We start from the raw sequence: 13,667 nt of genomic DNA on the forward strand, positions 1-13,667 counted from the left end.
GTATGGCGGAGCATACGTCCTAGGCAACTAGCCGACAACTTATCTACCTAGTTCGGGAGAGACGACATGGGGTTGCCGAAGGTCTCGCGAGGCATGGGCGTCCGACACGTCCCATTCGGCGATCATCAGGAGGTTCCCGAGTTGTTCACCTTGACGTGGCACGACCCGGACGGCGTGGCGCCGTCTCTACGCATGGAGTTCGCCGTAAGGGATGGGGTGCCGCAGTGTCGAGAAATCCACATCGTGGCAACCAGCGATGGCCGGCAGGTGCAAAGTAGCGACGCGCGTGGGCTCAAGGTCGAGGACTACCTCGAATACGCCATCTCTCGCGTTGCCTGGCATGTTGAGGTTGCCGACGATGGGACGCGAACCGCCGTCATGCGTGATGTGCCTGATGACGTACTCGACGCAGTCAGACACACTCGCGTCGCACGCACTCAGGCGCGGCGCAAGCTCACACCCGAACTCCTCCGCGAGGTGGCAAAGGTCTACCGCCTACATGTTGACGGCAACCCGACGAAGGCAGTTGCCGACCATTTCGGCCTAGCTTCTGACCGAACCGCCCGGCACTGGGTGAAGGCAGCTCGGGCCGCCGGAGAGCTCGGCGAGAGCATCAGAGGCAAGGCGGGAGAGCTATGAGCGACGGTCGCCGCGGTAGCGTCAAGCCGGACACGAACGGTACCTATTACCTGGTGGTGGACATCACGCCACCGGGCGTGCGACCGCGTAGGCAGACCAGACGGCGAGGGTTCAAAACCAAGAAAGCCGCACAGGCCGAGCTGACTCGCATCCTGGGGTCTCTGGCCGAACAGACGTATGTGGCGCCGAAGAACCAGACCGTTGGCGAGTTCCTCAACGTGACATGGCTGCCGGCCGTTGAGCACACCATCCGCCGGAGCACCTTTGAGTCCTACACGCGCAACGTACGGCTCCACATCGCCGGACGGCCGATCGGCGGACGCAAGCTTCAGGCCGTTGAGGGATCTCACCTGAACGCGCTGTACGCACTACTGCTGGCCGGTGACGACGATCACCGGGCGCTGGGCCGCCGCTCCGTCTACTACATTCACACGATCATGCATCGGGCGTTCAGGGACGCTGTCCGATGGAAAGCGATCGTCCGCAACCCTGCCGACGATGCCGACCCACCCAAGTCGCAGAAGCCGGAGATGCAAACGTGGAACGCCACAGAGGTCCGCGCGTTCCTGGCCGGAGCCACCGAGCACCGCCTGTACGGCGCCTTCGCGCTGCTGCTGTCCACTGGGATGCGTCGAGGTGAGTTACTCGGGTTGAAGTGGGCCGACATTGACTTTGACGGCGCGTGCCTGCACATCCGCCGGGCGTTGATCACGGTGGACGCCCGACGTAAAGACTCTCCGGGCATGGCGTGGTCGGAGCCAAAGACTGAGAAGGGCCGTCGTACAGTGGCGTTAGACCCGGCATCGGTTCGCGCACTCCGCGAGCATCGGAAGCGGCAGGCCGCGGAGAAGTTGGCGTTGGGCGCCGGGTACAGCGATGAGGACTTGGTCTTCTGTGCCGTGGGTGGCGGGCCGCTCCACCCCAAGACCTTTTCCTATCACTGGGACCACACCGTGAAGCGGCTCAAGCTGCCGCGACTGACGGTCCATGGCGCGCGGCACACCTGGGCCACCCTCGCGCTCCGCGCCGGCATCTCACCCCGAATCGTGCAAGAGCGAATCGGACACGCCAACGTCGCGATCACCTTGGGCACGTACTCACATGTTGATCTTCAGATGCAGGCGGATGCCGCTGCAAAGGTGTCCGCGCTGGTGTCGGGCGCCGAGTCGTGACCCGCTGAACACCATGATCAAACCGGGGTCTGTGACCACTGTGTGACCAATCGGGCCCTAGAGACGACTTCGGCGACTCCGGTCAGGTCGTCTACCTGCATCGGAGTCGCCGAGGTGTGGCGGTGGAGGTGGGATTTGAACCCACGGATGGGTTGCCCCATCACACGCTTTCGAGGCGTGCGCCCTCGGCCACTAGGCGACTCCACCGCGGAGCAGCTTACCGGATCGGTCACCTGCTTCGTGCACGGTGAGCGTCCGGCATGTGGGGAAACGTGGGGAATGCTGCGGGTCAACCACGCCGCTCGGCGAAGAAGTCGCGCAGCACGGCGGCGCACTCGCCGGCCAGCACTCCGGCGATCACCTCGGGACGGTGGTTGAGCCGCCGGTCGCGCACCACGTCCCACAGTGAGCCCGCGGCGCCCGCCTTCTCGTCCACCGCGCCGTACACCAGACGGTCCACCCGCGCCAGCACCGCGGCGCCCGCGCACATCGTGCAGGGTTCGAGGGTCACCACGAGCGCGCAGCCGGAGAGCCGCCACCCGCCCAGGGCGCGGGCCGCCGCGCGCAACGCCAGCACCTCGGCGTGGGCGGTGGGGTCGGCCGAGCCCTCGCGGTCGTTGCCCGCCTCGGCGAGGATCTCGCCGCCCGGGCCCACGACGACCGCGCCCACCGGCACCTCGCCGCGCCCGGCCGCGAGTACGGCCTGCGCCAGCGCCCGCCGCATCGGCTCCTCGAACCCGGCGGCGGGTGTGCTCACGGGAGTTTCGGCCCTGCCCTAACGCAGGCGGTCGAGCTCGTCGGCGAACGACAACTTCTCGGCGATCACCGAGAGGGTGTCGGCGGGAAGCACGCCCTCTTCCATAGCCAGCTCAAGCAGTTCCTCGGGAGACACCCCGAGGTCACTCAACAACTCGAAGTCGCCCGCCGGCCGGACGCCGAGGTCGGCCTCCTTGTCCGGCACGAGCACCCCGGCGAGCTCGTTGAACAACTCGCCCAGCGGGTCGTTGGCCGCGGCGTGCGCGTCGGACACGAACGCCCTCGGCTCGGCCTCGTCCTCGTAGCGGACGATGGCGAACCATTCATCCTCGACTTCGACACAGAGAAGGGCCAGCTCGTCCCCGCTGAGGCCGAGGGCCTCCTGGAGGGCGTCCCCGAGGTCGTCGGCGATCTCGGCGGTGCCGAGGTCGACCTCGGCACCTCTCCACCCGTCGGGAAGGCGGACGAAGGCGGCGGCGAACAGAGAACCACGTGAAGGTCTCGAGGGCATGATCGGGGCTCCCGAGGTCAGCCTAGGGCTGAATCGACGGCACGTTCGAATGGCTGGGAGAAGCCCAGCCGGGCGGCGATGCTGGAAAGCACCTCGTCGGGCAGCAGTTCGAGATCGCCGGAGAGGGCGCCGAGCTCCATCTCGTCGAGCCCGAGGTCGGCGAAGATCGACAGGTCCCCGGCGGGGAGCACCATGTCGAGCTCCTCCTCCTCCGGCACGGGCACCTCGAGGAACTCCAGGACCTGCTGCGCCAGTGGCCAGTCCCAGGACGCGGTGATGTCGGAGAGGAAGACGTCGACGCGATCGCCGAAGACCCGTAATGCCACGAAGAAGTCATCCCCCACCGCGACGAGGCCAATCGTGGCACCCATGCTCGGCTGCTGCCGGAGCGCGTGGATGAGGCCGTGCAGGTCTTCGGTGAGGCCCACGGGCAGCATCTCGGCTTCCCACTGGTCGTCCTCACGGTAGACCACGATGGCGAAGTCAAGAGCGTCTACGTCTGTCATCTTCACTCCACCGACGCGGTTCTCACAGTTGGCAATGCTCCCAGAATCCTTGGGTCCTCGTACGGCGCTCGGGCAAATTGTGATCAAAAACGAGCGGTCAGGCCCCGCGAGCGCACGATGGTCGCTACCAGCCCGCTTGTACCATTCACCGGGTCACAGAGGATACCGTTGGCAGCCATGAAGACCCTCGTCGTCGATCATCCGCTCGTCGCGCACAAGCTCACCGCGCTGCGGGACGAGCAAACGGACTCCCCGACGTTCCGCCGGCTCGCCGACGAGCTGGTCACCCTGCTGGCGTACGAGGCCACGCGTGACGTCAAGGTCGTGGAGACCACGGTGAACACGCCGGTCGCCTCCGCCGACGGCGTGCGGCTGGCCCGCCCGGCGCCGCTGGTGGTGCCGATCCTGCGCGCGGGCCTCGGCATGCTCGACGGCATGACCCGCCTGCTGCCGACCGCCGAGGTCGGCTTCCTCGGGATGATCCGTGACGAGGGCACCCTGAAGGCCCAGACCTACGCGACGCGGCTGCCCGAGGACCTCTCCGGCCGCCAGTGCTACGTCCTTGACCCGATGCTGGCCACGGGCGGCACGCTGGCCGCCGCGGTGCGGCTGCTGTTCGAGCGGGGCGCGGAGGACGTGACGGCCATCTGCCTGCTCGCCGCACCCGAGGGGCTGGCGTACATGGAGAAGGCGCTGGCCGACTTCGCCCCGGTACGGGTGGTCACCGCGGCGCTGGACGAGCGGCTGAACGAGCACGGCTACATCGTGCCGGGCCTCGGGGACGCCGGGGACCGCCTTTACGGTGCCGTCTGAAACCCTTTTTCCTTCGTTCTCCCGCAGCTTGCCAAGCAGGCTGTTACATACTGTCGCCCACTGGGTACTCATAGTGACGAAGACAGTCATCCGTGTCTCCGGCCTCAGGGCCGGGGAGGCACGCCTGGGAGACCGATGGACCATCACCCGGACGGCGCGACCTACTCACAGGTCGAGACCGTGCTCACGATGGAGTTCGCCGGAGTCCATCCCGCCGCGACGGTGACCCGCTGCATCGAAGCGGCTCACCACGGCGCGATGGAAGTCACCGGGTACGCCTACCCGGGCTTGGTGGAGCGCATCGCGCGCAAGCACCTGCAGGTGCTGGCCGTGATCGCCACCGAGCGAGGGTGACGCGGACCAGCATCCAGACCCCTTAAGTAAGACTGGTGGGTCAGGATGCGCTTTACCCTGCCATGCGGCTGGGTAATCTATACGGTGGGTGCAGTGGGTGAGTGGTAATCGGAGGCGGCAGTGCAGGTCAAGAAGGTTCTAACGTACGCAGCCATAGCGTTTGTGGCTTTCTACCTGTTCACCAGACCGGCTGACGCAGCCAGCGCGGTCAAGGGAGCAATGGACACTGTGGTGAATGCCGCGGATTCGCTGGCTCTATTCTTCACGAAGCTGACATGAGGCTGGTGACGCACGGGGACTCTGCTCCGTCGTCGGTCAACCGCTACCTTCTCCCCCACGAACACCAGGTCATCATGGTACGCCGCCATCCGGCGGTGCTGTTACGGCCGGTCGCCGAGGTCTTCGGCGGCTTGATCCTGGCGGGGCTGCTGAGCAAGTGGCTCGGTGAGAGCACCGGCTCCCAGGCATTGGTGATCGTCTGGTGGGCGTGGCTGCTCTTATTGATCCGCTTCGTGTGGAAGGTGGCGGAGTGGTCGGTCGACTACTTCGTGGTGACCTCTAAGCGCATGTTGCTGACCAGAGGTCTCATCACCCGGCGTGTCGACATGATGCCTCTCGGCAAGGTCACCGACATGAGCTTCCAGCGGTCGCTGCTCGGGCGCATGCTCGGGTACGGCGAGTTCGTGCTGGAGTCGGCCGGCCAGGACCAGGCGCTGTCGACGGTTCCCTACATCCCGTATCCGGAGACTCTCTACCTGGAGGTCTGCCAGATGCTCTTTCCGAGTTCAAACGACGACGATTAGTCATGATTCGTCCAGAATCCCGAGGTGTGAGACACGGGTCTCCCTCGGGATTCTTGACGTGGGTATACCCGATTCGGCTCCTTCGTGCCATCATGGCGGAACCATTGACCAAATCCTCGCCCTAAGAGATCACATGCCGAGTCAGGGAACCATCGGTGACCGCGTCCGCGGATTGCGGCTGAGCAGGCGTATGTCTCAGGCCCAGTTGGCTGGACCCGACCTATCCGACAGCTATGTCTCTCTCATCGAGTCCGGCAAGCGCACGCCGACGCCGGTGGTGGCCCGTCTGCTCGCCGAGCGGCTCGGGTGCACCACCGAGTTCCTCCTGCACGGGATCGAGCCGCGCCAGCGGATCGACACCGAGCTCGGGCTGCGCCACGCCGAGTTGGAACTCAACCACGGCGACCCCGCCCTTGCCGCCGAACGCTTCGGCGACATCGTCCGGGCCGCGGGTGAGGACAACGCGCTCCTCGCGGCGCACGCCCGCTTCGGGCGCGCCCGCGCGCTGGAGGCCCAGGGCAAGATCGGCAGCGCCGTCGAGGCGTACGAGCGGCTTCGTCGTGAGGCCGCCGCGCACCCCGAGCGGCTGGCCGACCTTCCTCTGACCGTGGCGCTGTGCCGCTGCTACCAGAGGGCGGGCGACGTTCTTCGCGCCCGTGACCTCGGCACGCAGGCGCTGGAGCACGTGACCCGGCTCCCGCTCATGCACGGAGACGTGGCCGTCGAGCTCGCCGCCGCGCTCGCGGAGGCCGAGATCGGCCTGTCGTACGTCGAGGACGTCCTCGACTCGACCGGTGTGCCCGTCCCCGAGGACCGCACCACCGAGATCCTCTCCCTGTGGCAGGCCAGCGTGTCCGCCGCGGAGGGTGAGGACTCGGCGCTCGCCGTGCGGTTCGCCGACGACGCGCTGGCCGCCGGCCGTCCCGCCAGGATCGCCACCCGCATGGCCCAGCTCGCCATGCGCTGGGCGGAACTGTCGGCGGCACGGGGCAACGTCGCGGCCGAGGAGTTCGACCGTCTCGTCTCGGGCGCGAGCGAGGTCTTCTCCGTGCTGCCCTCCGCCGCGGCGGAGCACGGCCGTAGCCTCATCGTGCTGGCCCGGGTCAGGCTGCGGTCGGGCGACCACCTGGACGCCTCCCACCTCGCGGGCCGCGCGCTGGAACTGCTGGCCGGCGGCCCCGTGGCCGTCGCCGCGTCCGCGCACCTGGTGCAGGCCGAGTCCGCCTTGGCACGGTCCGACGGTGACCCCGCGTTCAGCCTGCGGCAGGCCGTCACCCTGCTGGACGCCGCTCCCGCCACGGGAACGGTCCGCGACCGCGAGATCGCCCGGGTCTGGCGCGAGCTCGGCGATCTGTGGGGCAGGGCCGGTCACCGTGATCAGCAGGCTCGGGCGTATCGTAGGGCACTCGAAGCGGTCGGGGTGAGGTCGACCGTCGCCGGGGTCGTGACATCGGCGGTGTTCGCCCGGTAGGCCTCCTTCCCTGCGCTTTCGGATTTGGCGCCGAGGCACGGGAATAACTAAGGTCAACCAATCATTGACTCGTGGGATGATTGGTTACCTCGGAGGAGGCAGACTGTGAGTCTGCGTACGGCACAGCGGGCTTCCCTCGTCGATCAGGTGATCGAGCAGCTCAAGGACCAGATCACCTCGGGCTCCTGGCAGATGCATGCCAAGATCCCGACTGAGACGGTGCTCGCCGAGCAGCTCGGGGTCGGCCGGAACACCGTCAGGGAGGCGGTGCGCGCCCTCACCCACGCGGGCCTGCTGGAATGCCGCCAGGGCGACGGCACCTACGTCCGGGCCATCAGCGAGCTGTCGGGAGCGATGGCGCGCCGTCTGCGTGCGGCCGAGCAGCTCGAGATCCTCGAGGTCCGCCGCGCGCTGGAGATCGAGGCGGCCAAGCTCGCCGCGGTGCGCCGCACCGAGGGGGACATCGAGCTCATCGAGGAAGCACTGAAGCGCCGCGACGAGGCCTGGGCGGCCGCCGACACCGACACCTTCGTCGAGGCGGACCTGGCGTTCCACATCGCGGTCGTCGAGGCCACCCACAACCGGGTGCTCATCGAGCTCTACAAGGACTTCTCCGCCGCGCTGCGCGCCAGCATCGCGGCGGCGGGCGCGCCGCTCGCGGGTCACATCCCGCACGACGCCATCGCCCGGGCCATCGCGGACGGCGACGCGACCGCGGCCGAGCGCGCCGGGCACGCCTGCATGGAGCACATCGCCATCGCGCTCACCGAGCAGCAGGACTAGCCCGGCACCTCGGCGTCAGCCGAGCCGCAGCGACATCACCAGGTAGCGGAACGCCGGGTCGTCGTCGTGGTCGGTGACGAGGACCGGCCGGGTGGGGGACGCCATGTTGAGCCGGACGTCCTCGGTCTCGACGCCGGCGAGGCCGTCGAGCAGGAAATGCGGCTGGAACGCGATCTGCAGCTCGTCGCCGTCCAGCTCCGCGGGCAGCGCCTCGGCGCCGCGGCCGATGTCGCCGCCGCCCGCCTGGATCAGCACCTGGTTGCTGGTGAACGACAACCGGACCGGGGTGTGGCGCTCGGCGACCAGCGCCACGCGCTTGACGGCCTCCACGAACGGCGCGACCTTCAGCACCGCCCGGATGGGCCACTCGTCGCTGAGCCGGGACCGGTAGTCGATGAACTGGTCGTCCATCAGGCGCACGGTGGTGGCACGGCCCGCGCACTCGAACCCGGCGATGCCGTCGCCGAACCCGATGGACACCTCGCCCGTCCGCAGGGAACGCGCCACCTCGGCGATCACCCGGGCCGGCACCATCGCCGACAGCCGCTGCCCGGAGGCCTCCGGGTGCCACAGGAAGTCCCGTGCCGCGATGCGGTAGCGATCGGTGGCCGCCAGCGACACGTTCACGTCGTCCACGTCCACCCGCACGCCCGTGAGCATGGGCAGCGAGTTGTCCTTGCTGGCCGCGACCGCGACCTGCCCCACCGCCGTGGCGAAGACGCCGCCGCCCACCGACCCGGCCTTCGGCGGCGCCGCCGGGAGCGTCGGGAAGTCGGCCACCGGCAGGGTGAGCAGGCCGAACTCGGTGCTGCCGCAGGTGAGCACCGCCTCGCTGCCGGAGGTCGCGATCTCGACCGGCTCGTTCGGCAGGCTCTTGGTGATCTCGGCCAGCACCCGGCCCGGTATCACCGCCTTCCCCGGCTCCGCGACGTCGGCCTCGACGGAGGCCCGAGCCGAGACGTCGTAGTCGAACACCGAGAGCAGCACCCCGGCGTCCGACGCATCCAGCATGATCCCGGACAACACCGGCACGGTCGGCCGCCCCGGCAGCACCCGCGCGCTCCATGCCACCGCGTCGGCCAGGACATCTCGGTTCACCTGGAACTTCACGCCGCTCCATCCCCTCAAAAACGTCCGTCCACGCAAAGGTAACGCGTAGCTCAGACATTTGACGGCCAACCACCCGTCCGCGGGGGCATCCGCGCGGCGGGAGAGGCTACTTCCTGGTGCCGTTCAGGTAGGCGAGGACGGCGAGGACGCGGCGGTTGTCGTCGTCGGAGACGGCGAGGTCGAGTTTGGCGAAGATGGCGGCGGTGTGTTTGGCCACGGCGCTCTCGCTGAGGAACAGGCGCTGGGCGATGGCGGCGTTGGAACGGCCCTCCGCCATCAGTTCCAGCACCTCGCGCTCGCGGGGGGTGAGGCGGCCGAGGGGCTCGTTGCGGGCGTTGCTGGCCAGCAGGCGGGCGATGACGTCGGGGTCCATGGCGGTGCCGCCGCCGGCCACGCGGCGTACGGCGTCCACGAACTGGCCGGCGTTGAAGACGCGGTCCTTCAGCAGGTAGCCGACGCCGCCGGTGCCGTCCGCGAGCAGTTCGCGGGCGTACAACTGCTCGACGTGCTGCGACAGCACCAGCACCGGCAGGCCGGGGATGCTGCGCCGGGCCGCCAGCGCCGCCTGCAGGCCCTCGTCGGTGAACGTCGGCGGCAGGCGGACGTCCACCACCGCCACCTCGGGCCGCTCGTCCAGCAGGGCCTTCAGCAGCTCCGGCCCGGACTCCACCGCCGCCACGATCTCGAACCCGTGCGCCCGCAACAGGTGGACCAGGCCGTCCCGCAGCAGGAAAAGGTCCTCGGCGATGACAACTCTCACGTGACCGCTTCCAGCTCCGCCCGTTTCACCGCGCGCAGGCTCTGCGCGGCGAAGACCACCATAGCCGCACCCAAGCTGATCATGCCGAGGATCATCGGCCACTGCAGCCTTTCCGGCATGTACAGCGCGAGGAACCAGCTACGCTCCGGCATCTCGAAGAGCTTGAACGCGCCCGCGGCCAGACCTTGCGGGAACAGTGGCAGCCAGAACAACGTCCAGCAGATGTTCACCAGGCGGCGCCGCCACACGGGCAGCGCTGAGCACGGCTCCCCCGGGAAGGCCCGCGGGATATCGACCGTCGCCGTGGTGGGCCCGCCCACCGGGCTGCGCAACGCGAGCACGCCGTCGAACGCGGCGAGCCGCCGCTCGATGCCGCGCAGGCCGCTCCCCCTGGCCGGGTCGGCGCCGCCGTGCCCGTCGTCGATGACGGTGACGCGCAGGGCGGGCCCCCGATGGCTGATGTCCACCGTGACGGACCGGGCCCCTGAGTGCCGCCCGGCGTTGGCCACCAGCTCGCTGATGACGAAGTAGGCGGCGGACTCGACGGGCGCCTCGGGCCGGCGTGGCAGGTCCACCGCCACCATGACGTCCAGCGAGCTGTCCAGCGCGAGCGCACGCACCGCGTCGCCGAGGCCGCGCTCGGCGAGCACCGGCGGATGGATGCCGCGCACGAGCTGCCGCAGCTCCGTCAGCGACGCGGCCGACGCCTCACGCACCTTGGCGATGAGCGCCCGCGCGGCGGCGGGATCGCTCTCCACCAGCTCCTCGGCCGCGCCGAGGGTCATGCCGATGGCCACCAGGCGCGCCTGCGCGCCGTCGTGCAGGTCACGCTCGATGCGCCGCAACTCCGCCGCCTGCGCGTCCACGACCTCGGTGCGGGACCGGTTGAGGTATTTCACCTGCAGGTCCAGGCGGGCCCGTATCGTGGGGCGCAGCAGAGTGCGGGTCCACCGGGCGTGCATCTCGGGCGTGCGGACCGCCGCCCACGGCATCGCCGCCAGCAGCACCAGGCCGGCGAGGACCTTCAGCGGGGCGAGCGTGGCGATGAGCACGATGCCGCCGCCGAGCATCAGCAGCGGCGCGGCCGCGAGCGCGAGCCCCACCACGGGGTTGGCGACCAACCACGCGAAGTCGCGCCAGGTGGCCGGGTCGCGGATCATCCAGTCGAACTCGCGGTTGAACCGCGGGACGAGGGACGTGCGGTAGCGCATCGACCCCTCGCGGTACCACCCGTCGCGGTCCGGCAGGGGCGGCGGCGGCGCGGGACGGTACGGCGGCGCGATCGGGATCTCCGACCACGCCTCGGCCAGGGCACGTGCCTGGCCGCACCGGGAACGGAGCAGCCGCACGCTGCACGGGTACAGGAACACCAGCCCGAGCCCGAAGCTCAGCGCGTGGAGGCACACGACAAGCGCCGCGATCGCGAGATCGGCAACCGCGAGCGTCACCAGCGCGAGGCTGTGGCCCAGCCCTCTGAGCGTCCGAAGAATCATAGGGTCAGTTTGCGGCACCGGCGCCGCGCCGGTCATTGGGCGTGGCTGCCCAGCCGGGGTGTACCTGGATACACCCCCGCCGGGGCCGCAGCCGCATTCCGGCCGCGGCCGCCCGTTCCTACCGTCGATGAGTATGGAAATCATCGAGATCAACGGCCTGCGCAAGCGGTACGGCGGGCGGGCGGCGATCGACGACGTCTCGTTCAGCGTTGCGGAAGGCGAGGTGTTCGGCGTACTCGGCCGCAACGGCGCCGGCAAGACGACCACGGTGGAGTGCGTCTCCGGCCTGCGGGTGCCGGACGCCGGCACCGTCAGCGTCGCGGGCCTGGACCCGCGTGAGGACCGGGCGGAGCTGCGCAGGAGCCTCGGCGTGCAGCTCCAGGACTGCACGCTGCCCGACAAGCTGAGGGTGGGCGAGGCGCTGCGCCTCTACGCCTCTTTCTACGACCACCCGGCCGACTGGCGCGCGCTGATGGAAGAGGTCGGCCTCGGCCCCAAGCGGGACACCGCGTTCGCCAAGCTGTCCGGCGGGCAGCGCCAGCGGCTGTCCATCGCCCTCGCCCTGGTGGGCTCGCCGCGTGTGGCGATCCTGGACGAGCTCACCACCGGCCTGGACCCCAAGGCGCGCCGGGAGACGTGGGAGCTCATCGAGCAGGTCAGGGCCCGGGGCGTCACGATCCTGCTGGTCACCCACTTCATGGAGGAGGCCGAGCGGCTCTGCGACCGCGTCGCCGTGCTGGACGGCGGCCGGGTGGCGGCCGTGGACACACCGGAAGGCCTCATCGCCCGCGTGGACAACGGCCAGCGGCTGCGCTTCCGGGCCGCCCCGGAGGCCGGGGCCGTGCTGCGGGCGTTACCCGAGGCGGCGACCGTCACCACGGAAGGCGACCGGCACACCGTGACCGGCTCAGGCAACCTCCTGCTCGCGGTGGTGACCGCCCTGGCGGCCCACCACATCACCCCGAGAGACTTCACGATGGACCGCGCGACATTGGACGACGCCTTCCTGTCCCTGACCGGCCACACCGCCGACGACAGCCACGACACCTCCGCTCCACGCCGAACCCACGCGGACCACGATGTCGCGGGGGAGGAATGAGCATGGCCACGCCTGTCCGGCAGTCCGCTGCCACGAGGAATCCGCGGCCGGTTCGCCGCCGTACGCGTGCCGGGGGCATGCGCATGCTGCTGACGACCGAGGCGCTGATCTATCTGCGTGAGCCGATGGCGACGTTCATGACGCTTGGGCTGCCGATCGGGCTGCTGCTGGGGCTCGGCCTCTCGATCCCCGATTTCCGCGTCCCGCTGCCGGAGTTCGGGGGCCAGCGGGTCGTGGACACTCAACTGCCCGCCATGATGATCATTCTGTCGGTGTCCACGTCGGCGTTCAGCGCGATCCCGGCGGCACTCGCCGTCTACCGCGAGCGCGGCATCCTGCGCAGGCTGTCGGTGACGCCCGTCCCACCGTCCCGGCTGCTCGGCGCGCAGCTCGTCGTCAACCTGGCCTCCGCCGTGGTGGCGACCGCGCTCACCATCGTCATGGGGCATCTCCTGCTGGACTCGCGGCTGCCCGCCCAGCTCGGCTGGTTCGCGGTGTCGTTCGTGCTCGGCGTCGGCGCGATGTTCGCGATCGGCTTGCTGCTCGCCGCAGCGATCCCGAGCAGCCGCGCGGCCGGCGCCATCGGCGCCGTGGTGATGTTCCCCCTGCTGTTCCTCGGCGGCATGTGGGTCCCCAGGGAGGCCATGCCCGAGCTCCTCCGTCAGATCAGCGACTTCACCCCCACCGGCCCTTTCGGCCAGACCCTGCGCGACGCCTGGGCCGGCACCACCCCCGAGCCGCTTCACCTGGCCGTCCTCGCCGCCTGGACCCTCCTCGCGAGCATCGCGGCGGCTCGCCTGTTCCGCTGGGAATGACCCCGGCTCCGGAAAAGGGCCCCGGCGGCCCGGATCAGGTCCGGGCCGCCGGACGCCTTCAGACCGAGGAGCCGGCCGCCCGGCCGTGGGCTCAGCCGCCGAGGAGGCGGCGGGGGCCTGGGCCGTGGTGGCCCAGCCGGTCGCCGGGATTGATCAGCGGGCAGCGGTCCAGGGACATGCAGCCGCAGCCGATGCAGTCGCTGAAGTCGTCCCTGATCTGCTGGAGACGGCGGATGCGCTCGTCCAGCTCCTCTCGCCAGACCTCGGACATGTGCCGCCAGTCGGCGCGGGTGGGCACGTGGTCCGGAGGGAAGGTGGCGAGGACCGCGGCGATGTCCGCCAGGGGGATGCCGACGCGTTGCGCCATGCGGATGAGGGCCACACGGCGCAACATGTCCCGCCGGTACCGCCGCTGGTTCCCCGCCGTGCGGCGACTGCTGATCAGCCCTTGCCGCTCGTAGAAGTGCAGCGCGGACACGGCCACACCGCTACGCGCCGCCAGCTCCCCGACGGTGAGCTCGAAGCTGATGCCGTCCACGACCACCACCGATCACCGTCCGCGGACCTCAACCATACTCAAGG

At 69.6% G+C, this 13,667-nt stretch carries 16 protein-coding genes and 1 tRNA gene; 9 read left to right on the plus strand and 8 right to left on the minus strand.

Annotated features, from left to right (window positions below; genetic code table 11):
• Positions 1–66: 66 nt before the first annotated feature.
• Both ABGB17_RS20380 and ABGB17_RS20385 read left to right on the plus strand, forming a co-directional pair.
• Positions 67–639, plus strand: a complete 573-nt coding sequence (locus ABGB17_RS20380; RefSeq protein WP_347631816.1) for a hypothetical protein — start codon at positions 67–69, stop codon at positions 637–639.
• Entirely contained in the window at positions 636–1,811 is a 1,176-nt protein-coding gene (locus ABGB17_RS20385) for a site-specific integrase (protein ID WP_347631818.1), read from the plus strand. Before ABGB17_RS20380 ends, ABGB17_RS20385 begins: the two co-directional genes overlap by 4 nt.
• Before the next feature lie 117 nt (positions 1,812–1,928).
• Here the strand turns inward: ABGB17_RS20385 and ABGB17_RS20390 are convergent.
• From ABGB17_RS20390 to ABGB17_RS20405, 4 genes are all read right to left on the minus strand, one after another.
• Positions 1,929–2,018, minus strand: a tRNA-Ser gene (locus ABGB17_RS20390).
• 82 nt (positions 2,019–2,100) lie between these two features.
• The gene (gene tadA, locus ABGB17_RS20395) at positions 2,101–2,535 is read right to left on the minus strand and encodes a tRNA adenosine(34) deaminase TadA (protein ID WP_347632012.1); all 435 of its coding nucleotides are present in this window, start codon (positions 2,533–2,535) and stop codon (positions 2,101–2,103) included.
• 51 nt (positions 2,536–2,586) lie between these two features.
• Positions 2,587–3,078, minus strand: a complete 492-nt coding sequence (locus ABGB17_RS20400) for a tRNA adenosine deaminase-associated protein (RefSeq protein ID WP_347631820.1) — start codon at positions 3,076–3,078, stop codon at positions 2,587–2,589.
• Positions 3,079–3,095: 17 nt separating this feature from the next.
• On the minus strand, positions 3,096–3,584 hold the full coding sequence (locus tag ABGB17_RS20405; protein ID WP_347631821.1) for a tRNA adenosine deaminase-associated protein: 489 nt from the start codon (positions 3,582–3,584) through the stop codon (positions 3,096–3,098).
• A 177-nt stretch (positions 3,585–3,761) separates the two neighbouring features.
• Here ABGB17_RS20405 and upp point away from each other — a divergent pair, with 177 nt between their 5' ends.
• The 5 genes from upp to ABGB17_RS20430 all read left to right on the plus strand — a co-directional run bounded on the left by upp (position 3,762) and on the right by ABGB17_RS20430 (position 7,808).
• Entirely contained in the window at positions 3,762–4,397 is a 636-nt protein-coding gene (gene upp / locus ABGB17_RS20410; RefSeq protein ID WP_347631823.1) for a uracil phosphoribosyltransferase, read from the plus strand.
• 135 nt (positions 4,398–4,532) lie between these two features.
• Positions 4,533–4,751: a hypothetical protein gene (locus ABGB17_RS20415; RefSeq protein WP_347631825.1), complete on the plus strand. Its 219-nt coding sequence runs from the start codon at positions 4,533–4,535 to the stop codon at positions 4,749–4,751.
• Between the two features lie 275 nt (positions 4,752–5,026).
• Positions 5,027–5,554, plus strand: a complete 528-nt coding sequence (locus ABGB17_RS20420; protein ID WP_347631827.1) for a PH domain-containing protein — start codon at positions 5,027–5,029, stop codon at positions 5,552–5,554.
• A 133-nt stretch (positions 5,555–5,687) separates the two neighbouring features.
• Positions 5,688–7,025, plus strand: a complete 1,338-nt coding sequence (locus ABGB17_RS20425; protein ID WP_347631829.1) for a helix-turn-helix transcriptional regulator — start codon at positions 5,688–5,690, stop codon at positions 7,023–7,025.
• Positions 7,026–7,130: 105 nt separating this feature from the next.
• Positions 7,131–7,808 carry a FadR/GntR family transcriptional regulator gene (locus ABGB17_RS20430; RefSeq protein WP_347631831.1) on the plus strand — a complete coding sequence of 226 codons (678 nt, stop codon included), beginning with the start codon at positions 7,131–7,133 and terminating at the stop codon, positions 7,806–7,808.
• 15 nt (positions 7,809–7,823) lie between these two features.
• Here ABGB17_RS20430 and dnaN read toward each other — a convergent pair whose 3' ends face one another.
• From dnaN to ABGB17_RS20445, 3 genes are all read right to left on the minus strand, one after another.
• Positions 7,824–8,918: a DNA polymerase III subunit beta gene (gene dnaN, locus ABGB17_RS20435; protein ID WP_347631833.1), complete on the minus strand. Its 1,095-nt coding sequence runs from the start codon at positions 8,916–8,918 to the stop codon at positions 7,824–7,826.
• A 106-nt stretch (positions 8,919–9,024) separates the two neighbouring features.
• Entirely contained in the window at positions 9,025–9,678 is a 654-nt protein-coding gene (locus ABGB17_RS20440) for a response regulator transcription factor (RefSeq protein WP_347631835.1), read from the minus strand.
• On the minus strand, positions 9,675–11,171 hold the full coding sequence (locus ABGB17_RS20445; protein WP_347631837.1) for a histidine kinase: 1,497 nt from the start codon (positions 11,169–11,171) through the stop codon (positions 9,675–9,677). The genes ABGB17_RS20440 and ABGB17_RS20445 overlap by 4 nt, the downstream gene beginning before the upstream one ends.
• A 133-nt stretch (positions 11,172–11,304) precedes the next feature.
• On the opposite strand from ABGB17_RS20445, the gene ABGB17_RS20450 reads away from it, so the two are divergent.
• Both ABGB17_RS20450 and ABGB17_RS20455 read left to right on the plus strand, forming a co-directional pair.
• Complete coding sequence (locus ABGB17_RS20450) at positions 11,305–12,270, plus strand: ABC transporter ATP-binding protein (protein ID WP_347631839.1); 966 nt, start codon at positions 11,305–11,307, stop codon at positions 12,268–12,270.
• Positions 12,271–12,353: 83 nt separating this feature from the next.
• Complete coding sequence (locus tag ABGB17_RS20455) at positions 12,354–13,085, plus strand: ABC transporter permease (RefSeq protein WP_347631841.1); 732 nt, start codon at positions 12,354–12,356, stop codon at positions 13,083–13,085.
• 91 nt (positions 13,086–13,176) lie between these two features.
• Here the strand turns inward: ABGB17_RS20455 and soxR are convergent, their stop codons facing one another.
• The gene (gene soxR / locus ABGB17_RS20460) at positions 13,177–13,632 is read right to left on the minus strand and encodes a redox-sensitive transcriptional activator SoxR (RefSeq protein WP_347631843.1); all 456 of its coding nucleotides are present in this window, start codon (positions 13,630–13,632) and stop codon (positions 13,177–13,179) included.
• Positions 13,633–13,667 lie beyond the last annotated feature (35 nt).

Origin of the sequence: Sphaerisporangium sp. B11E5, from assembly GCF_039871875.1 — a bacterium.
Lineage (GTDB): Bacteria > Actinomycetota > Actinomycetes > Streptosporangiales > Streptosporangiaceae > Sphaerisporangium.